At 70.0% G+C, this 18,619-nt stretch carries 16 protein-coding genes; 10 read left to right on the forward strand and 6 right to left on the reverse strand.

All coding sequences use genetic code 11. From position 1 onward, the window contains the following. Positions 1 to 307 precede the first annotated feature (307 nt). The 7 genes from OHA05_RS31520 to OHA05_RS31550 all read left to right on the forward strand — a co-directional run bounded on the left by OHA05_RS31520 (position 308) and on the right by OHA05_RS31550 (position 6,213). Positions 308 to 748, forward strand: a complete 441-nt coding sequence (locus OHA05_RS31520; RefSeq protein ID WP_328862404.1) for a PPOX class F420-dependent oxidoreductase — start codon at positions 308 to 310, stop codon at positions 746 to 748. Between the two features lie 91 nt (positions 749 to 839). Continuing rightward, positions 840 to 2,081, forward strand: a complete 1,242-nt coding sequence (locus OHA05_RS31525) for an MBL fold metallo-hydrolase (protein ID WP_328862405.1) — start codon at positions 840 to 842, stop codon at positions 2,079 to 2,081. 281 nt (positions 2,082 to 2,362) lie between these two features. Next, a complete protein-coding gene (locus OHA05_RS31530; protein ID WP_328862406.1) occupies positions 2,363 to 4,234 on the forward strand; it encodes a sensor histidine kinase in 1,872 nt (623 codons plus the stop codon). Positions 4,235 to 4,240: 6 nt separating this feature from the next. Continuing rightward, on the forward strand, positions 4,241 to 4,675 hold the full coding sequence (locus OHA05_RS31535) for a roadblock/LC7 domain-containing protein (RefSeq protein WP_313942852.1): 435 nt from the start codon (positions 4,241 to 4,243) through the stop codon (positions 4,673 to 4,675). Positions 4,676 to 4,677: 2 nt separating this feature from the next. Beyond that, entirely contained in the window at positions 4,678 to 5,049 is a 372-nt protein-coding gene (locus OHA05_RS31540; protein WP_313942851.1) for a DUF742 domain-containing protein, read from the forward strand. Further along, the gene (locus tag OHA05_RS31545) at positions 5,027 to 5,641 is read left to right on the forward strand and encodes a GTP-binding protein (protein ID WP_313942850.1); all 615 of its coding nucleotides are present in this window, start codon (positions 5,027 to 5,029) and stop codon (positions 5,639 to 5,641) included. Before OHA05_RS31540 ends, OHA05_RS31545 begins: the two co-directional genes overlap by 23 nt. Further along, positions 5,638 to 6,213 carry a GAF domain-containing protein gene (locus OHA05_RS31550; protein ID WP_328862407.1) on the forward strand — a complete coding sequence of 192 codons (576 nt, stop codon included), beginning with the start codon at positions 5,638 to 5,640 and terminating at the stop codon, positions 6,211 to 6,213. Before OHA05_RS31545 ends, OHA05_RS31550 begins: the two co-directional genes overlap by 4 nt. A gap of 75 nt (positions 6,214 to 6,288) precedes the next feature. Here OHA05_RS31550 and OHA05_RS31555 read toward each other — a convergent pair whose 3' ends face one another. From OHA05_RS31555 to OHA05_RS31570, 4 genes are all read right to left on the reverse strand, one after another. Continuing rightward, positions 6,289 to 7,485, reverse strand: a complete 1,197-nt coding sequence (locus tag OHA05_RS31555) for an acyl-CoA dehydrogenase family protein (RefSeq protein ID WP_313948793.1) — start codon at positions 7,483 to 7,485, stop codon at positions 6,289 to 6,291. Positions 7,486 to 8,005: 520 nt separating this feature from the next. Next, positions 8,006 to 9,193, reverse strand: a complete 1,188-nt coding sequence (locus OHA05_RS31560; RefSeq protein ID WP_328862408.1) for a mandelate racemase/muconate lactonizing enzyme family protein — start codon at positions 9,191 to 9,193, stop codon at positions 8,006 to 8,008. Continuing rightward, positions 9,190 to 10,233 (reverse strand): LacI family DNA-binding transcriptional regulator, encoded by a 1,044-nt coding sequence (locus OHA05_RS31565; protein WP_313948792.1) that lies wholly within the window; start codon positions 10,231 to 10,233, stop codon positions 9,190 to 9,192. Before OHA05_RS31565 ends, OHA05_RS31560 begins: the two co-directional genes overlap by 4 nt. A gap of 166 nt (positions 10,234 to 10,399) precedes the next feature. Continuing rightward, positions 10,400 to 11,208 (reverse strand): IS5 family transposase gene (locus tag OHA05_RS31570; RefSeq protein WP_443043805.1). Its coding sequence is split into 2 segments (ribosomal slippage): positions 10,400 to 10,860 and positions 10,860 to 11,208, totalling 810 coding nucleotides; the frame shifts between segments, so codons are not numbered across the junction. Positions 11,209 to 11,279: 71 nt separating this feature from the next. Here OHA05_RS31570 and OHA05_RS31575 point away from each other — a divergent pair. Genes OHA05_RS31575 through OHA05_RS31585 form a run of 3 tightly spaced genes read left to right on the forward strand, consistent with a single transcriptional unit; the run spans position 11,280 to position 14,031 of the window. Then, positions 11,280 to 12,143, forward strand: coding sequence for an ABC transporter permease (locus OHA05_RS31575; protein WP_313942847.1), 864 nt, complete (start codon positions 11,280 to 11,282; stop codon positions 12,141 to 12,143). A 35-nt stretch (positions 12,144 to 12,178) separates the two neighbouring features. Continuing rightward, positions 12,179 to 13,198 carry an ABC transporter substrate-binding protein gene (locus OHA05_RS31580; protein WP_328862410.1) on the forward strand — a complete coding sequence of 340 codons (1,020 nt, stop codon included), beginning with the start codon at positions 12,179 to 12,181 and terminating at the stop codon, positions 13,196 to 13,198. After that, a complete protein-coding gene (locus OHA05_RS31585) occupies positions 13,195 to 14,031 on the forward strand; it encodes an ABC transporter ATP-binding protein (RefSeq protein ID WP_413777702.1) in 837 nt (278 codons plus the stop codon). The genes OHA05_RS31580 and OHA05_RS31585 overlap by 4 nt, the downstream gene beginning before the upstream one ends. 117 nt (positions 14,032 to 14,148) lie before the next feature. Here the strand turns inward: OHA05_RS31585 and OHA05_RS31590 are convergent, their stop codons facing one another. After that, positions 14,149 to 15,006, reverse strand: a complete 858-nt coding sequence (locus OHA05_RS31590) for a sugar phosphate isomerase/epimerase family protein (RefSeq protein WP_328862411.1) — start codon at positions 15,004 to 15,006, stop codon at positions 14,149 to 14,151. A 28-nt stretch (positions 15,007 to 15,034) separates the two neighbouring features. After that, positions 15,035 to 18,508: a ThuA domain-containing protein gene (locus OHA05_RS31595; protein WP_328862412.1), complete on the reverse strand. Its 3,474-nt coding sequence runs from the start codon at positions 18,506 to 18,508 to the stop codon at positions 15,035 to 15,037. Positions 18,509 to 18,619 lie beyond the last annotated feature (111 nt).

The following is an 18,619-nucleotide window of genomic DNA, read 5'->3' on the forward strand; positions in this document are numbered from 1 at the left end:
CGGGCCCGGCGGCGCGGGGCCCGCCGGTCGTGTGCGGGACCGGCTCCGCGGGGAGCTCCGGCATGCTGCCTCCAGGCGTGACAGGGAACTTCTAACTGAATCGTCAGTCAGTATCTGAATGGCTGAGGCCCGCTGTCAACATGATCGCCGGGCGGCTGCCCGTACGGATCGGGAGCGAGGGAGCGCGCGTGGCCCGGCCCGTGAGGGACGCGCGATCCGGGACCGGAGCACCGGGCCGACAGCGAGCCGGAGGGAAGAGGAAGGAGTCTTCAGGAACACCGGAAGCGGGGCATGCGTTGCTTTGGTCATGACGGAATCCGACGTGCGGCAGGAATCCCTGCTCCAGCTGGTCGCCGACCATGACGGAGGAGTGCTGGTCACCCTCAAGAAGGACGGCCGGCCCCAGCTGTCGAACGTGAACCACGCCTATGACCCGCGGGAGCGGACCATCCGGGTGTCGATCACGGACGACCGGGCCAAGACCAGGAACCTGAGGCGCGACCCCCGCGCGTCGTACCACGTCACGAGCCCCGACCGATGGGCGTGGACGGTGGCCGAGGGCACCGCGGAGCTGTCCGCGGTCGCGGCCGATCCGTACGACGACGCCGTCGAGGAGCTGATCCGCCTCTACCGCGACGTCCAGGGGGAGCACCCGGACTGGGACGACTACCGGCACGCAATGGTCCGCGACCGGCGCCTGGTGATGAGGCTGCGCGTCGAGCGCGCCTACGGCCAGCCCCGAGCATGAGCGGACCCGATGCTTCCGCGTCTGCGGATCACCCTCCCCTACCGGCACACCCCGCGCACATAATGGAAAGACCCCGACATCAGGAGGTGCCGTGACCGGCGCTGGTTCCCCCCACACGCTGAGATCCCGGCTGCGTGCGCTGCGCCCCGCCGCGTTCGGCGCCGACCCTGCCGGAGAGCGGATGGAGCGGATCCGCCGCTCGCCGAACTTCTCGGACGGCACGTTCCAGAACCCGGTGGGAGCGCGGACGAGGCCGTCCGGTGGCTCCATGGTCGAGTTCGCCAAGATCTACTTCCAGAAAGAGGCACGGGCCCGCCGGTCGCCGGTCGGCCAGGTGCCGCTGCACGCCACCACGCTGAAGGACCTGGAGCACCCGCCGGTCTCCGGGCTCCGTCTGACCTGGGTGGGGCACTCCAGCGTGCTCGCCGAGATCGACGGACGCCGGGTGCTGTTCGACCCGGTCTGGGGCAACCGCTGCTCGCCGTTCGCCTTCGCCGGACCCAAGCGGCTGCACCCCGTGCCCCTGCCGATCGCCTCGCTCGGTCCCGTCGACGTCGTCGTGATCTCGCACGATCACTACGACCACCTCGACATGCCCTCCATCAAGGCCCTGGCCTCCACCGACACCGTCTTCGCGGTGCCGCTCGGCGTCGGTGCGCACCTCGAGCGCTGGGGCGTCCCGGCCGACCGGCTGCGCGAGCTGGACTGGAACGAGACGACCGAGGTGGCGGGCATCAGGCTCACGGCCACCCCCGCCCGGCACTTCTGCGGCCGCGGCATCCGTAACCAGCAGCACACCCTCTGGGCCTCCTGGGCGGTCGCGGGTCCCGAGCACCGGATCTACCACAGCGGTGACACCGGGTACTTCCCCGGCTTCAAGGACATCGGCGCCGAGCACGGGCCCTTCGACGCCACCATGATCCAGATCGGCGCGTACAGCGAGTACTGGCCCGACATTCACATGACCCCCGCCGAGGGCATGCGCGCCCATCTCGACCTCCAGGGCGGCGAGCCGTCCGGGGTCATGCTGCCCATCCACTGGGGCACGTTCAATCTCGCCCCCCACCCGTGGGCGGAGCCGGGTGAGGGTACGGCCGCGGCCGCCGCGGAAGCGGGTGCCCGGCTCGCACTGCCGCGCCCGGGAGAGCCCTTCGAGCCGACCACGGAGAACGTCCCGGACGAGCCGTGGTGGCGCCCGGCGGCGACCGCGCCCGCCGGTGGATGGTCCGCCCATCCCCGCCGAGACGGCGCCCGCGCGGACGGCGGTCCCGCGGGACAGGGCGGCGGCAAGAGCGCCGGTACCGGCAGCCCGGAGGTCGCGCCCACCGGCTGACCCTCTCCCGCTCCCACGCCTCATCGGCGTCCGACCCCTGTCGTGGCCCCCGCCGCGGCAGGGGTCAATTGTGTGTTGTCGAGCTGGTGTGCGATGCCTCATACCAGAGCGGGACGATTCGCGGGCAAGTTTGTCAACTGCCCGTCGCACGTGACGAACTGGCGACTACCGTGTGTGCCCGGTGATCAACGGTGGGCTCATATCGCCATTCCCGGGCCGTCGTTGAACCGTGCCGACCCCATGCACGCCGAATCCTGGGACCCCACGTACCAAGGACGCTGATGTCTCAACTACGCGCACCTGCCGCGCGGCCGGACCGCCGCGAGGGCGGGCGCCACGGCCGGACTGCCGCCCGCTCCGCCTCACCGGCGGGCAGACAGCATTCCGCGCCGTCGTCGCCGGAAACCCGCATACGCCCGCAACTGCTGCGTACGGCGGTGCTGCCGGCCCTGGTCGCCGCGCTGAGCGGCGCCGCCGCGGTGATCTTCACCATCCGCTCGGCCACGCCTCAGCCGTCCGGCGGTCTCTGGGTCGTGCTGACCGGCTCGGCGGCGCTCGCGATAGCGGCCGTGGCCGCCGCGGCGCTCGGCGCGGACCGGATGGCCCGGTCGGTGCTCGACCGGTGCGCGGCACTGCGCCGCACCACCGCCCGCAGCCAGGCGGACCTGCGTACCGTGGTCGACCGGCTCCGCCGGGGCGAAGGCCCGCCGGCCCCCCGTCCGGCGCTGCCCGCGGCACAGCGCGGTGACGAATTCGACCTGCTCACGCACGAGTTGGGCCGTTCCCACGAGGCCGCGGTCGCCGCCGTGGTGCAGGCATCCCGGCTGTCCAGCAGCGTCGGCAACGAACAGAAGGTCGAGGTCTTCGTCAATCTCGCCCGGCGGCTCCAGTCGCTGGTCCACCGCGAGATCCAGCTCCTCGACGAGCTGGAGAACGAGGTCGAGGACCCCGAGCTGCTCAAGGGCCTCTTCCACGTCGACCACCTCGCGACGCGTATCCGCAGGCACGCGGAGAACCTCGCGGTCCTCGGCGGCGCGATCTCCCGCCGGCAGTGGTCCAACCCGGTCACCATGACCGAGGTGCTGCGCTCCGCGATCGCGGAGGTCGAGCAGTACCCGAGGGTCAAGCTGGTGCCGCCCATCGACGGCACCCTGCGCGGCCACGCGGTCGCCGACGTCATCCATCTGCTGGCCGAGCTGGTGGAGAACGCCACGCTGTACTCCGCGCCGCACACCCAGGTGCTGATGCGCGCCCAGCACGTCACGGCCGGTCTCGCCGTCGAGGTCGAGGACCGCGGACTCGGCATGCCCCTCGGTGAGCAGACCAAGATGAACGCTCTGCTCGCCGACCCCGACCAGGTCAACGTGGCACATCTGCTCCAGGACGGGCGGATCGGTCTGTTCGTCGTCTCGGCGCTCGCTCGCCGGCACGGCATCGCGGTACGGCTCCAGTCCAACATCTACGGCGGAGTGCAGGCCACCCTCGTCCTGCCGGAAGGACTGCTCGGCACCGAGCCGGGAGGACTCCAGCAGTCCGATACCACCGATTCCACCGCCGCCGCGCCCGAGGGCGGCGGGCGCCGCCGCAGGGCGCAGCCGACCGTCACCCAGGCGACCTCGCCGCCCGCGATTCCCCGGCAGCTACAGCCACAGCATCAGGCGCCACAGCACCAGCGGCCGCAGGCACCACCACCACAACAGCATCAACCGCCTCCGCCGCAGCACCACCCCGCGCAACCGCAGCACCAGCCGCAGCCGGCCCACGCCACACCCGGCGCAGCGGCACCCCTGCCCGTCCGGGCCGCGCACCCCGACCGCCCCAATCCCGCCGAGGCACCCCCGGGCTTCAGCGCCGCGGGACCCTCCCAGGGCCCTCCCGCCGGTGAGACGGCCTCCGCGCCGGGCACCCGGCCCCCCGGGGTGGTGCGCGGCACCATGGGCCGGCCCCAACTACCCAGGCGGCGCAGCCAGGAGCACCTCGTTCCGCAGCTCAAGAACCCCCCACCGCCCCGCAAGGACGACGAACACGCCCTGCACGACCCCGGTCTGATGGCCGCCTTCCAGCGCGGCATCGGACTGGCCGAGGCGCAGCCCCCCGCGGATTCCGTCCGGCGGGGCGAACCGCAGCGCCACGACAACACCCCCAAGGAGTAGATGCACATGGCGAGCGATGTGCCGAACGGCCATGTCTCGGACCTCGACTGGCTGCTCAGCGGCCTGGTCCAGCGCGTGCCGTACACCCGCAACGCGGTACTGCTCTCCTCGGACGGCCTGGTGAAATCCGTACACGGCCTGGACCACGACAGTGCCGACCACATGGCAGCCCTCGCGTCGGGCCTCTACTCCCTCGGCCGCAGCGCCGGAACGCGCTTCGGCGACGGGGGAGAGGTGCGTCAGGTGGTCGTGGAACTCGACAGCACGCTGCTGTTCGTCTCCACCGCCGGTTCCGGGACCTGTCTGGCCGTGCTGGCGGGCCGTGAGGCGGACGCCGCCGTCCTCGGCTACGAGATGGCGATGCTGGTCAAGAGCGTGCGGCCGTACCTCGCCACGCCTGCCAGACAGGCGGCCGGGGCGACCGGCGTCGCGGGGCCGTGAACGTGCCGTCCCCCACGGACGGGCCGCTGCTCGACGACGCCGCAGGCCGCCTCATCCGCCCCTACACGGTGAGCGGCGGACGTACCCGCCCGACGGCCACGCTGGATCTGCTCTCCCTGGTGATGGCCACCGGCACGGTGCCCCAGACGCACCTCGGGCCCGAGCACGCGACCGCGCTCGGGCTGTGCGGCGGGCCGACCTCCGTCGCCGAGATCTCGGCGCATCTGCGACTGCCGGCCGTCGTCACCAAGGTGCTGCTCTCCGACCTCGTGGACTGCGGTGCGGTGACCGCCCGGGCTCCGCGCTGCAACGACGCATCCACCGACCGCTCTCTGCTGGAGGCAGTGCTCGATGGCCTACGACGACGGCTCTGACGTGGAAGTCCTCTTTCCGACCGCGCTCAAGATCCTGATAGCGGGCGGGTTCGGGGTGGGCAAGACGACCTTCGTGGGAGCGGTCAGCGAGATCGAACCACTCAGCACGGAGGAGCTGCTGACCCAGGTCGGGGCGGCGACGGACAGCCTCGACGGCATCGAGTCCAAGACCACCACCACGGTCGCCATGGACTTCGGCCGGATCACCCTGGACGAGCGCCATGTGCTGTACCTCTTCGGCACACCGGGTCAGGAGCGCTTCTGGTTCATGTGGGACGAGCTCTCCGAAGGGGCGCTCGGCGCGATCATCCTTGCCGACACGCGCAGACTCGAGGACTCCTTCTCCGCCGTCGACTTCTTCGAACGGCGCGGCATCGGGTTCGTCGTCGCCGTGAACGAGTTCGACGGCGCCTACCGCTACGAACCCGAAGAGGTGCGGGCCGCGATCGACCTCAAGCCGGAGGTGCCCGTCATGCTGTGCGACGCGCGGATCGCCAGCTCGGGGATCGGGACCCTGGTCACCCTCGTCCAGCATCTGCTCACCACCACCGCGGTGCCGGCTCCGGCGCCGAGCTACGGAGCACCGACATGACCTACGACCCGACCGGCCATCTGCTGCTGACGCCCGTCGACCGGGAGGCGCCCACGCGCGTCCGGCGGCTGCGCCAGCTCGGACTCGGGGAGCGGCCCGACCAGGCTTTCGACGAGTTCGCCCGCAAGCTCGCGGAGGTGACCGGCGCTCCGTACTCCATGGTCAACTTCATCGACGAGAACCGGCAGTTCTTCGCCGGACTGCACACCCCGGCGGGCACGCACAGCGGCAGCGACCTGGGCGCGGCGGCCGCGTCGGGCGGCGCCGAGGTCAATCGCTTCATGGCCCGTGACCACGGCTACTGCCCGCATGTCGTCGTACGGCGCAAGGCACTCGTCCTCGAAGACGTCTGCGACTACCCGCGGTTCGCCGGCAACCCGGTGGTGGACGAGATCGGCATCCGCTCCTATCTGGGTGCGCCGCTGATCGACCGTTCGGGGATCGCGCTGGGCACGATCTGCGTGGTGGACACCGAGCCGCGCCCCTGGGGGAGGGCGGGGCTGGAGACCATCAAGTCCCTGGCGGCGGAGCTGGTCGACCAGATCCACCGGCGCGAGGACAGCGGTATCTAGAGCCAGGCCCACGTGGGCAGGGCGGTGCCCGGCCCGGTACGCCTCGGGCGGACCGGGCCGGTACGGAGGTCCCGTTCACACCGCCGGCTCCAGTCCGACCACCTCGGACAGCCTCTGAGACCACTGGCCCTTCGCCGTCCCGAGAGCCACTTCCGCGAGGCGGAGCAGCTGGACGTCGGATGTGCCGGCGGGGGCGAACATGTGCAGCGCGTCCCGCAGATAGCGCTCGATGGGCCGGTCGGTGAAGAGCCCGGCGGCGGCGTGGATCTCCATGGCGTTGCGGGCCGAGTCGATGGCCGACTCCACATTGATGAGCTTGGCGTTCATCAGCTCCGCGTCGCACGGCAGGCCCGCGTCGAGGAGATGCACCGCGTGATAGGCGGCCAGCCGGGCGGTCATGAGCCGTGACTGGAGCTTGCCGAGCTTCAGCTTGATGGTCGGCAGCTCGTGCAGGGGCTTGCCGTAGCGCCGGCGCTGCTCGCAGAACCGGGTCGTCTCGTCCAGGATCGCCTGGTGGATGCCGAGCGAGACGGCGGTGAGGTTCGCGCGTCCGTACAGCACGCTCGAGGAGTACGCCACGGCCAGACCGTCGCCTTCCCGGCCGAGCCGGTTCGCCGCGGGCACCCGGCAGTCGTGGAAGTGGAGTTCGCCGAAGCTGAAGCCGTGCAGACCCATCGTCGGCCGCTGGTCGCCGACACGCACACCGGGGCGGTCCGACTCGACGAGGAAGGCGGTCAGACCGCCCGATCCGGAGCCGGTCCGCACCACCACGCCGTGCAGATCGCCCACATGACTGTTGCCGACGTACACCTTCCGGCCGTTCAGGACGTAGTCGTCACCGTCCCGTACCGCGGTGGCACTCATGCCGAGGACATGGCCCCCCGACTCGGGTTCGGTCACCGCGATCGTCGGCAGACACTCGCCGGCGGCGATGGCGGGCAGCCAGGTCTTCTTCTGTGTCTCGTTGCCGAAGTGGACGATCTTGGCCACGCCCAGCTGGGAGGCCTGCACCATCGCGCCCATGGCTCCGCTGACGCGGGCCAGCTCCTCGATGATGATCGTCTTGGCGAGGTGTCCCGCGCCCATGCCGCCGTGGCCTCGGCTGATCGTCGCCCCCAGCCAGCCCTGCCGGGCTATGAGCCGGGACAGATCGTGGTGGACCGAGCGGGCAGCCTCCATGGCGGGGATTCTGGGGCGTACCTCCCTCTCCGCGAAGCGCCGTACCTCTGCGCGTAGTTGATGATGCAGCCGACTGGCGAAGTAGCCGTCCAACGCGAGCCCTCCTCTGCGAAACGCCTGCTCGGGCGGTTGTTCGAGCAGGTGGTGCATCGGCAGTGGTCCCGTCCCGAACAGGCCCGCCATGTGGTCGTGTTGATCAGTTGCACGTGGCACAGGAGCGACGCCGACGGTGTCCTGATGCCGGCCGTCGATGGGTTGAGGGATGGTGGGTTGCGCGTGGTGGTGGCCCGTCCGGTACTGCGGTACGGCATTCCCCGTGTACTTCTTTCTGCCACATGCCAACGGCAAAGGTTTCGTAGGCATATGGCACTGAGGGACAGCCGCTGCTGGCGAACGGGCCCCGAAGCGGGCATCCGTGCGCACCGGGAGGACCGCTACGGCAAGGCTCCGGGCGGGAAGCGGCACGGCCGGACCGGGCTCGCGGCGGGCGGCCCGGCGCTGCCCGCGTACAGCGGTGCATTTCGGCGCGTGGGGCGTGCACGGGGCGCCAGGGGCGCATGCACCGGCGTATTCGGCCTGACAGGGCCCCGCTACGCGCGACGCCCGCCCCGGGTTACGCCCGGCGCTCCAGTACGTCGACGGCCAGCTCGCGCACCACCGCCTCGTCGACCTCGACGCCGAGACCCGGCGCGTCGGGAACACGGGCCACGCCCTTCTCCACCCGTACGGTCTCACCCGCGTACGGCGAATCGATGAACTGCCGCCCGTTCAGGTCGACCGGGGTGTCGATGCCGTACGCCGAGAACAGATGGAGCGACGCGGCCAGCCCCAGATCAGAGTCGGTGAGCCCCGACCCCATCAGCCGCACCCCGCAGTCCTCGGCGAGCGAACACAGTCGGCGCGACAGGGTGAGTCCGCCGCTGCGCTGCACCTTGGCGATCGCCACGTCGACGGCTTCCAGGCGTACGAAGGTCGCCAGATCGGTCGGGTGGCGCAGGCTCTCGTCGAGGGCCACCGGCACGGGGGAGTGCTCGCGCAGCCGGCGAAGCCCTGCGATGTCGTTGGCGGGCAGCGGCTGTTCGAAGGCGGTGATGCCGATCTCGTCCAGCCGCCGGGCCATGCGCAGTGCGGCATCCACCGTGTACGCCTGATTCGCGTCCACCCACACCGGGGCGCCCGGCGCGTGCTCGCGCACAGCGGCCACCACGGCGGCGTCCGTGTCCTCGTCATGGAGCCCGATCTTGACCTTGAACGCACGGTGGCCTGCGTCCGATCCCTCCGCCACGCTGTCGCCGACCTCGGCGGGGGACTGTCCGGACACGATCCACCCGAGCTCGATCGTCTCCGACCGGCGCTGTCCCCACAGCACGCCGAGCGGTACGCCGGCGGCCCGCCCCAGCAGGTCGTGCAGGGCGGTGTCGACCGCGCTCTTGGCGAGGGGGGCCCCGATGGTGAAGCCGCGGTTGATCGCCCGATCGAAGGCGCGGTCGACGGCGTCGAGATTCCAGACCGGAGTGCCGATGACGGCCGGTGCGAGATAGCGGTCGATGGTGGTGACGATGGACTCGGCCGTCTCGTAGGTCCAGGCCGGCAGCGGCGTGGCCTCGCCCCAGCCGTGCGCCCCGTCCGCGGTCACCTTCACCAGCACCCGTATCGAGGGCTGTCCGGCGACGGCGACGGCCCCGCCCGAGACGCCGAAGGAACGGCGGGTCGGCAGCGCGACCGCGAAGGTCTCGACACGGTCGATCGTGGCCTGCACGGGGGAGGTGCTCCGTTCGGTCAGCGGGCTGTGCGCGGTCATCGACGAGTCCTTTCCGCAAGGGAATCGGGGGGAGGTGGCGCGGCGCTGGCCCGCAGGACGACCTCGCCGCCGGCCCGCACCACACGTGAGCGCGGTCCGCGTGGCTCCCGCAGGGCCAGGGCCATGACCTGCTGCCCCATCGCGGCGAGCGGCAGGGCGACGGTGGTCAGGGGCGGTGAGAGCTCCCGTACGAGCGGGATGTCGTCGAAGCCCGCCAGGGAGATGTCCTCGGGGACCCGTACGCCCTCCTCCCGGAAGGCGGCGAGTGCCCCGACCGCCATCACGTCGGTGACGGCGAAGACGCAGGTCGGCCGGGTGGGCCGGGTCAACAGCTCGCGTGCGGCCGCGTATCCCCCGTCGCGGGTGAACGGGCCCTCCACGACGCGCTCCTGGGGCAGCGTGACACCGGCCCCGGCAAGGCCGTCACGGAAGCCCGCCAGCCGGTCGGAGACGGTGGTCAGTTCCGGCGGGCCGCTGAGCACGGCGAACTCCCGGTGCCCGAGGCCCAGCAGAGCACGCGCCAGGGCCGCCGCGCCGGCGCGGTTCTCGGGCAGCACGGCGTCCACCCGCAGGCTGCGGTGCCGGCTCACCACCGCGACCCGGCCGCCGGCGCGGACGTACGGTTCGAGTTCGGCGGCGAGGGCCCGCTCCCAGGCGCGGTCCTGGAAGCCCGAGCCGATGAGCAGGATCGCGCGGGCCCGCTGTGCGCGGAGCGTGGAGACGTACGCGATCTCGCGCTCGGGTTCCCGGAAGGTGCTGGCGAGCATGACGAGGAGGTCCTGCTCGGCGGCCGCGCGCATCACTCCGGCGGCGATCGCGGCGAAGTACGGGTCGCCGACGTCGTGGCAGATCAGTCCGACCGTGTTGTTGGAGGCGCTGGCGAGCGCCTGGGCATGGGCGTTGGGTATGTAGCCGAGCAGATCCGCGGCCGCGCGGACCCGCCGGCGCAGGTCCTCCCGGACCCGTGTGGTCCCGTTGAGCGCGCGGGAGGCCGTGGCCAGGGAGACCCCGGCCTGCCGCGCGACGACGTCGAGCGTCACATGGACGGGTGTTGCTTGCCGTTCACTCACCGCACCCCCCGAAACTTCGGGACGACCTATTGACCGTGCGTACAGGCAGTCATTAGCGTGGCGACACCTTACCAGAAAGCGCTTTCTGAAAGCGTTTTCCGCAGATGTCAGTCCACAGCTCTTCTTAGACGCCATCTCATTTGGCGAGTCTGCGGTAGCAGATGAGGGTGCAGGCGATGCTGGTGAAGGCGAGGAAGTGGTCGGCTTTGCGTTCGTAGCGTCGGTGGAGGCGGCGGCAGCCGGCGAGCCAGGCCATGGTGCGTTCCACGGTCCAGCGATGGCGGCCCAGCCGTTGTGAGGACTCGACTCCCTTGCGGGCGATGCGGTGGGTGATGCCGCGCGTGCGTAACCATTTCCGCAGGTGGGCGTAGTCGTAGCCCTTGTCGGCGTGGAGTTTGGCGGGCTTGCGCCGTCGCCGGCCGCGGCGCGAGCGGATGGGCGGGATGCCCTTCACGAGCGGGATCAGGGCCTGGCTGTCGTGCAGATTGGCCCCGGAAATGCCGACGGATATGGGCAGACCCGATCGTTCCGTGATCAGGTGGATCTTCGAGCCGTACTTGCCCCGGTCGACAGGATTCGGACCTGTCAGGTCCCCCTTTTCAGGGCCCGCATGTTCACCGAGTCGATCGCGCACCTCGACCAGTCCAGCTCGCCGCGGGCACCGAGTTCGTCGAGGACCAGGCGGTGGAGTTTGGCCCACACCCTGGCCTTGGACCACTCCGCAAACCGCCGGTGGGCGGTCGCTCCGGACGGGCCGAACGACGCCGAAGGCAGCTGCTGCCAGGTGCAACCCGATGTCGCCACGAAGACGATCGCCGCCAGCACTTCCCGGTCGCCGTGCCGACGCCGACCACCGCCCTGCGGCCGCGACGGCGCCTCCGGTACCACCCGCTGGAACAACTCCCACAACTCGTCCGGCACCAACCGCTCAACGATCCCCACCATGACTCACAGACTACCGAGTCACCCAAATGAGATGGCTTCTTAGCCGCTCCGGAGACCGGAGGAGTTGACCCGTGAGCCAGAGCGTCATCAACGCAACACCCGAGAAAGTGGCGGGAGTTGCCCAGCGGAACAAGCCGGGAACGGGGGAGCGGATCACTCGCGCCCTGGACCGGAGCTGGCGCCCCGTGGCGCTGCTGCTGGTCTGCTTCGGCGCGTGGTGGGTGATCGCCGCGGCCGAACTGGTCGAGCCCTACCTCGTCCCCTCGCCCGGCGCGACGCTCGACGTCCTGACCGGCAAGACCGACTACCTCTGGCAGCACACCTGGGTGACCACCTACGAGACGCTGCTCGGCTTCCTGATCGCCGTCGTCGTCGGCGTCGCCGCCGCGGTGATCATGGTCTACTCGACGACCGTCGAGAAGACGCTCTATCCGATCCTGCTCTTCGCCCAGGTCGTTCCCAAGATCGCCATCGCGCCGCTGTTCGTCGTCTGGCTCGGCTTCGGCATCGCCCCGAAGATCCTGATCGCCGTGCTGATCGCCTTCTTCCCCGTTGTCATCTCGATGGTGACCGGACTCAAGGCGGTCGACCCGGAGATGCTCCAGCTGTCGTCGACGATGGGCGCGAACTCCTGGCAGACCTTCGTCAAGATCCGCTTCCCCGCCTCCCTCCCGCACCTTTTCTCCGGCCTCAAGGTCGCGGTCACGCTCGCCGTCACCGGCGCCGTCGTCGGCGAGTTCGTCGGTGCCAACGAGGGACTCGGCTACGTCATCCTCCAGGCCAACGGCAACCTCGACACCCCGATGCTCTTCGCGGGACTGCTCGTGATGTCGCTGATCGGCGTGATCCTCTTCGTCCTCGTCGAGATCGCCGAGAAGTTCCTGCTCCCGTGGCACGCCAGCCGCCGGGACTCCGGTGCCACCACCGCCTACTGATCCCGCACGACCCACGCTGACGAGAAGGACCAGCCATGACTGCGCGCAGAGTTCTGATCGGCCTCGTTCCGCTGCTCCTGGTCGCCACGGCCTGCGGTGAGGACGGCTCCGACAAGAGCACCAGTGACTCGGGCAAGAAGCTCGACAAGGTCACCCTGACCCTCAACTGGTACCCGTACGGCGAGCACGCGCCGTTCTACTACGGCAAGCAGCAGAAGATCTTCGAGAAGCACGGCATCGACCTCACCATCCAGGCCGGACAGGGGTCCCAGAAGACCGTCCAGGCCACCGGCGCGGGCCAGACCGACTTCGGCTGGGCGGACACTCCCGCGGTGCTCTCCGGCGTCGACTCCGGCGTCAAGGTCAAGAGCCTCGGTGTCTTCCTCCAGACCACGCCGTCCTCCGTGCAGTTCTTCGCGTCGCAGGGCATCAAGGCCCCCGCCGACCTCAAGGGCAAGACCATCGCGGGCACCGCGGGCGACGCGCTCTCCAAGACGTTCCCGATCTTCCTGAAGAAGAACAACCTCCAGGAGTCGGACGTCAAGGTCCAGAACACCGACCCGGCGGGCAAGATCGCCGCGGTGATCTCCGGCAAGACGGACGGGCTGCTCGGCTACGCCAGCGACCAGGGCCCCACCATGCAGAACAAGGCCAAGAAGCCGGTCGCGTATCTGCGCTTCTCCGAGAACGGGCTCAACTTCTACTCCAACGGCCTCATCACCGGGCAGCGTTTCCTGACCACCAAGAAGGACGTGGCCGCCCGCATGGCCAAGGCGGTCAGCGAGTCCTTCGCCGCCGCCGAGAAGTCACCCGACCCGGCCGTCGGCGCGATGGACGGCGCGAGCGAGCAACTCCCGCCCAAGGAGGTGTTGTCGGAGCAGTTCAAGACGACCCTGACCCTGCTGCACACCCAGGCGACCCAGGGCAAGGCACCGGGCGTCAACACCGATGCCGACTGGCAGCAGACGATCGACGTCTTCTCCGAGGCCGGCCTGGTCAAGAGCCCCAAGGCCGTGGCGGAGTACTGGGACAGCGCCACGGCAATGAAGGGATGACGATGGCGAGAGAGACGACGGTGCGGGAGCCCGCAGTGCAGCTGGACAAGGACGAGCGGCAGACGGCGGCGGTCGGTCTGGCCGACGTGGCCGTGCGCTTCCGCACCAAGAACCGGGACGTCACCGCGCTGGAGGGCGTCTCCCTCGATGTCGCGCCCGGCGAGTTCGTCGCCATCGTCGGTCCCTCGGGTTGCGGGAAATCCACCCTACTCAAGCTGGTCGCCGGTCTGCTGAAGCCGTCTGCCGGCGATGTCCGGCTGGCGGGCGAGCAGGTGCGCGGCCCGCGCCACGACATCGGGTACGTCTTCCAGCGCGCGGCCCTCCTGGAGTGGCGCTCCGCCCGCCGCAACATCCTGCTCCAGGCCGAGATGCGCAGGATGCCGGGCACGACCGCCCGGCGGCGCGTCGACGAGCTGATCGCCATGACCGGCCTCGGCGGCTTCGAAGACGCCTATCCGCACGAGCTCTCCGGCGGTATGCAGCAGCGGGTGGCGCTGTGCCGCGCGCTGCTGCACGAACCGCCGGTGCTGCTGATGGACGAGCCGTTCGGAGCGCTCGACGCACTGACCCGCGAGCAGATGAACGTGGAACTCAACCGGATCTGGCGGGAGACGGGCACCACCGTGCTGCTCGTCACCCACTCCATCTCGGAAGCCTGCTACCTGGCCGACCGGGTGGTGGTGATGAGCCCGCGGCCCGGCACCATCACCGAGATCATCGAGGTGGGGCTGCCGGCCGAGCGCAACTACAGCGACACGATGGGGCGTCCGGAGTTCCGGGAGGCCACCAGTCACATCCGCCATCTGCTCGGTGCGGCCTCCGCCGCGGACTGACGGACGGAGCGCACGGCGCCTCGCGTGGGTCCGCGGACCGGCGCACGGATCAACGCCACTGGGCCTCGCACCCCGACGAAGGGGTGCGAGGCCCAGTGGCGTGCCGGCCTGCCGCCGTCAGTACCTCAGCCGGGAGAGGTACCGGTAGCTGTTCAGGGCCGTGGCGAACGGGTCGGCCGGTGAGTCGTGCTCGACCAGCCACTGCCGTACGCCGCCGCTGTCCGCCGTCCCGAACATCGAGCGGAAGTCGAGGACGCCGGAACCGACGTCGGCGAAGTCGCCGTTCGGAGCCATGTCCTTGACGTGCAGCGCGGGGAAGCGCCGGCGGTGGCGCACGAACAGCGACCGTGGGTCGGCGCCGCCCTTGGCCGCCCAGTACACATCGAGCTCGAATCCGACCAGGTGCGGGTCGGTCTCCTTCAGCAGGATGTCGTACAGGTTCTCGCCCTCGACGACCTCGTGGTCCAGGCCGTGGTTGTGGAACAGGAGCGGACCGAGTCCGGCCTCGCGGGCCGCGAGCCCGGCCTTTTTGAACTCCCGTGCCGCTTCCCGGAATCCCGCCGGGGTGTGCATGGCGCCGGGCAGGCTCGGGACGACGATCCACCGGGCGCCGAGGGTGTGGATGTCCTCCAGGGCCTGCGGCAGACCGCTGCCGCGGACAATGTCGTACCCCACGTGCTCGAGCACCGCCTTCAGACGGGTCTCGTCCAGCATGGTCCGGATCGCGGCCGCGGTGTTGCCGTGCCGGCCGCTCACACCGACCGTCGCGTAGCCGATGTCCGCGAGCCGGGCGAGGGTGCCCTTGAAGTCCGTCGCCAGCGGGGTGCGCATCGTGTACAGGTGCATGCCGAGGCCGGACGGCGGTATGCGCCGCCGGCACCGGCCCGTCTCGGCGGCCTGGGCGGGCGTGCCCAGGGCGGTCGCCGCGGCCGCGCCCAGAGCGGTTCCGAGGAAGGCGCGTCGGGTGCCGTTCATGTCAGCTCCTCTCATCTCTGCTCCTGCCTCAACTCACGGTGACGCGGGCGAAAGCACTGGTGGTGTCGCCCTCGTTGTCGGTGACGGTCAGATGCGCGGTGTACGTACCGGGCCTGGTGTAGCTGTGCGCGGCCGTCGCGCCCTCGGGGGCGGTGGGCTTGGTGTTGTCACCGAAGTCCCAGTGGTACGAGGCGATGGTGCGGCCCGCGAGAGGTTTCACGGTGCTCGTCAGCTGGACGGCGAGGGGCGCGGTGCCGGTGGCCGGAGCCGCCTGCACGGTGACCTTGGTCCCCGGGTGCTTCTCGACGCCGCGTCCGTTGAAGTGCAGCCAGTCCACGGCGAACAGGTCCGGTTTGTCGGCGCTCCACTGCGGGTTGGAGAAGACCGCGTACAGCGGCGCGCTGATCCCCGCGAACTTCAGGGGTGTCGTGGGTGAGACGACATTGCCCCAGTCGCCGGTGTTGGGCACGTTCACGCTGCCGAGGAGGGAGCCGGTAGGTGATCCGGAACGGAACTCGACCGTACCGCCGAGCCCGCCCGAGGCCGCGCCGACCGTCACCGAGTCGATCCCCTTGAGGTGCACGGGATCGAAGCGGATCCAGTCGCCGTCCTCGATCTCGGTCAGCCGCTTGCCGCCGGAGGCGTCCGCGCGGCTCGCCACCACCGCACCGCCGTGGGCGCCGCCGGTGGAGGTGTGGTGCTCCGCCTCGCGCAGGGCGGGGCGCAGGGTGAGCGAGGTGGAACCCGTGAGCGCCGGTGCGCCCGGTGCTCCCTTGTCCTCGTACTGGGCGGTGATGCCGTAGTAGAGGTTCTGGCCGGGCCCGTGGCTGTCACCGGCGTCCGTCCGGATCTCACCGGCGCAGCCGGTGTAGTTGTCCAGCGGATGCAGATGCGAGTCGTGGCCGAGCTGCGACTGGACGACCACCCGCGAGCAGTCGATCTCTCCGTCTTCGCGGTCCGTGACCTTGACCTTGAACGGGATCGTGTCGCCGAAGCTGAACATCCCGCCGTTCGGGGGCTGTTGAATGGTCACCTCGGGCCGGGAGTTGCCGACGGTGATGTCGGTGACCGCGAGGCCGCTGAGCTTCCCGGGCGTGGTGACCGTCAGCCGGGCGGTGAAACGGCCCTTGGTCCGGTAGACGTGGGTGGGGTTGGCCGTCGTCGAGTCGGTGGTGCCGTTCCCGTCGAAGTCCCAGGCATACGTCACGGGTGTGCCGTTCGGCAGGCCCGATCCCGCGCTGGAGAACTTCACCGTCAGCGGTGCCTTCCCGCTGTCGGGCGTGGCCGTCACCTTGGCGTCCGGCAGCCGGTCGTCACCGACGTAGTCGATGCGGTAGATGCCCGAGCCCTCGTTGCTGCCGCCGCGGCCGGTGCCGCTGCCGAGACCGAAGTCGATGACGTAGAGCGCTCCGTCGGGCCCGAAGTCCGCGTCGAAGGGCTGGTTCCACTTCATGTCGCCGAAGATCCCGTTGATGGAGTGCAGATCACCGGCCTTCGCCGGGGCGAAGCGCGGATCGGTGAACGTCTGGTCCTTCTGCTGGAACGAGAACGCCTTGAACCAGGTGCGGGTGAGCTCGTAGTTGAGCCACTTCCCGTCGAAGTACTCCGGGAACTTGGTGCGATAGGTGTTCGCCGGGTCGTAGTCGTAGACCGGACCGCTCATCGGCCCGCCGCCACCGGTTCCCAGCTCGGGGAATTCGGGCGATGCGGAGTAGGCGTACCAGACGGTGGCCGGCTGGGCCGGTGGCAGCTGTTTGAGCCCGGTGTTGTTGGGGGAGTCGTTGACCGGGGCGGAGCAGTCGAACTTCGGCCCCGGCGTCTTGGTCGTGAAGTCGTAGTCGTTGAAGGGGGTGTTGTTGCCGATGCAGTACGGCCAGCCGAAGTTTCCGGCCTTGGTGATCCGGGTGTACTCGACCGTCCCCTCGGGCCCGCGGTCCGCCTTGGCCTCACGGGCGTCGGGACCGTAGTCCGCGACCATCAGCGCACCGCTCTGCGGATCGGTGGTGATCCGGAACGGGTTGCGCATACCCATCGCGTAGACCTCGGGACGTGTCTTGTCGGTACCCGGCGCGAAGAGGTTGCCTTCCGGGATGCTGTACGTCCCTTCGTCCTTCGGCGTGATGCGCAGGACCTTGCCGCGCAGGTCGTTGGTGTTGCCCGAGGTGCCCTGGGCGTCCCAGGCGCGGCGGCCCTCACCCTCGTCGATGGGCGCGAAGCCGTCGGAGGCGAAGGGGTCGGTGTTGTCCCCGGTCGCGATGTAGAGCTCGCCGTGCTTGTCGAAGGCGATCGAGCCGGCCATGTGGGAGTTGGCCCGGCCTTCGCCCCGCAGGGTGGGGATGGCGAGCAGCCGCTTCTCGGAGGCGGGGTCGATCGTGTTGCCCGTGACGGTGAACCGCGACAGATTGATCCGCTTCTCGGTCTTGTCGGAGTTCAGGAGATACAGCCAGTGGTTCTCGGCGAAGCCGGGGTCCAGGGCCAGGCCGAGGAGACCGTCGGACTGGCTCGTCATCTCCGGGGTGTAGGCGAAGTCCAGTGCGGTGGTGACCTTGAGCGTCTGCTGGTCGATCACCTTGACCTTGCCGGTGCGCTGGATGAAGAACACCCGGCGGTCGGGCGCGACGGCCAGTTCGAAGGGGTCGGCCAGATCGCTGGTGGCGAGCGGCGTGCGCTGGAAGGCACCTGTCTTGCCCGCGGTGCAGTCACCGGGCTTGTCGCCCGCGGCCCACTGGATGCCGCCGAGCAGATGCTTGAGGAAGGCGGCCTCGTCGAAGGCGGCCTTGTCGTGCCCGCCGGCGGTGAACCAGGAGCGGCCGCCGTCGTAGTTCTGGCACCAGGACCACGGATGATCGACGCCCTCGTCGAGCCCGGTGATGCCGTCGCGCACCTTGATCTGCGCGAGCGTGTGGACCTTGCCGGTGGGGTTGGTGCGCCAGTTGTACCACTCCTCCGAGCGCTCCCAGAGTTCCGGGAGACCCTTGGTGGAGGGGTGCGCCTGGTCGAGAACCTTGACCCGCCCGGTCTGGACGGCGGGGTGCTTGTCGAAGATGGCGCCGACGAGACCCTCGTACCAGGTCCAGTCGCGCTCGCTGGCCGAGGCCGCGTGCAGACCGACCCAGCCGCCACCGCCGCGGACGTACTTCTGGAGCGCGGCACGCTGCGCGGCATCCAGCAGATCCCCGGACTCCGGCGTGGAGTTGGTGTTGTTGAAGACGATCGCCTGGAAGCGCGCGAGGTTCGCGTCGGTGAAGGCGGCGGCGTCGTCGGTGACCTCGACCTCGAAGCCGTTCTCACTGCCCAGCTTCTCGACGGCCTCGATCCCGGCGGGGATGGAGTCATGGGTGAAGTTGGTGACCTTGGAGAAGACCAGGACCCGGTAGGCCGCGGCCGCTTCGGCCCGCGGGGGCGAGGCCAGGCCGAGCCCGACGACGAGCGCGAGAAGTGCCGTGACGACGGTGGAATGGAAGAGGATTCTCCGGCGGAGCCGTGTGCGATGCCTGCTCATTGCGCTCCCGGTGGCTGGTGTGCGGACCGTGAATTAGAAAGCGCTTTCTAGATACGTCGCACAGCGTAGGTTCCGGCCTCACAGGGGGTCAATGGGTCGGGAGCGGCCCGT

Origin of the sequence: Streptomyces sp. NBC_00306, from assembly GCF_036169555.1 — a bacterium.
Lineage (GTDB): Bacteria > Actinomycetota > Actinomycetes > Streptomycetales > Streptomycetaceae > Streptomyces > Streptomyces achmelvichensis.

Excerpts from the sequence above, each read along its gene's own strand:
- OHA05_RS31595 (WP_328862412.1), bottom strand. The coding sequence starts at position 18,508 with ATGAGCAGGCATCGCACACGGCTCCGCCGGAGAATCCTCTTCCATTCC.
- OHA05_RS31585 (WP_413777702.1), top strand. The coding sequence starts at position 13,195 with ATGACGATGGCGAGAGAGACGACGGTGCGGGAGCCCGCAGTGCAGCTG.
- OHA05_RS31590 (WP_328862411.1), bottom strand. The coding sequence starts at position 15,006 with ATGAACGGCACCCGACGCGCCTTCCTCGGAACCGCTCTGGGCGCGGCC.
- OHA05_RS31560 (WP_328862408.1), bottom strand. The coding sequence starts at position 9,193 with ATGACCGCGCACAGCCCGCTGACCGAACGGAGCACCTCCCCCGTGCAG.
- OHA05_RS31535 (WP_313942852.1), top strand. The coding sequence starts at position 4,241 with ATGGCGAGCGATGTGCCGAACGGCCATGTCTCGGACCTCGACTGGCTG.
- OHA05_RS31520 (WP_328862404.1), top strand. The coding sequence starts at position 308 with ATGACGGAATCCGACGTGCGGCAGGAATCCCTGCTCCAGCTGGTCGCC.
- OHA05_RS31530 (WP_328862406.1), top strand. The coding sequence starts at position 2,363 with ATGTCTCAACTACGCGCACCTGCCGCGCGGCCGGACCGCCGCGAGGGC.
- OHA05_RS31580 (WP_328862410.1), top strand. The coding sequence starts at position 12,179 with ATGACTGCGCGCAGAGTTCTGATCGGCCTCGTTCCGCTGCTCCTGGTC.
- OHA05_RS31550 (WP_328862407.1), top strand. The coding sequence starts at position 5,638 with ATGACCTACGACCCGACCGGCCATCTGCTGCTGACGCCCGTCGACCGG.
- OHA05_RS31545 (WP_313942850.1), top strand. The coding sequence starts at position 5,027 with ATGGCCTACGACGACGGCTCTGACGTGGAAGTCCTCTTTCCGACCGCG.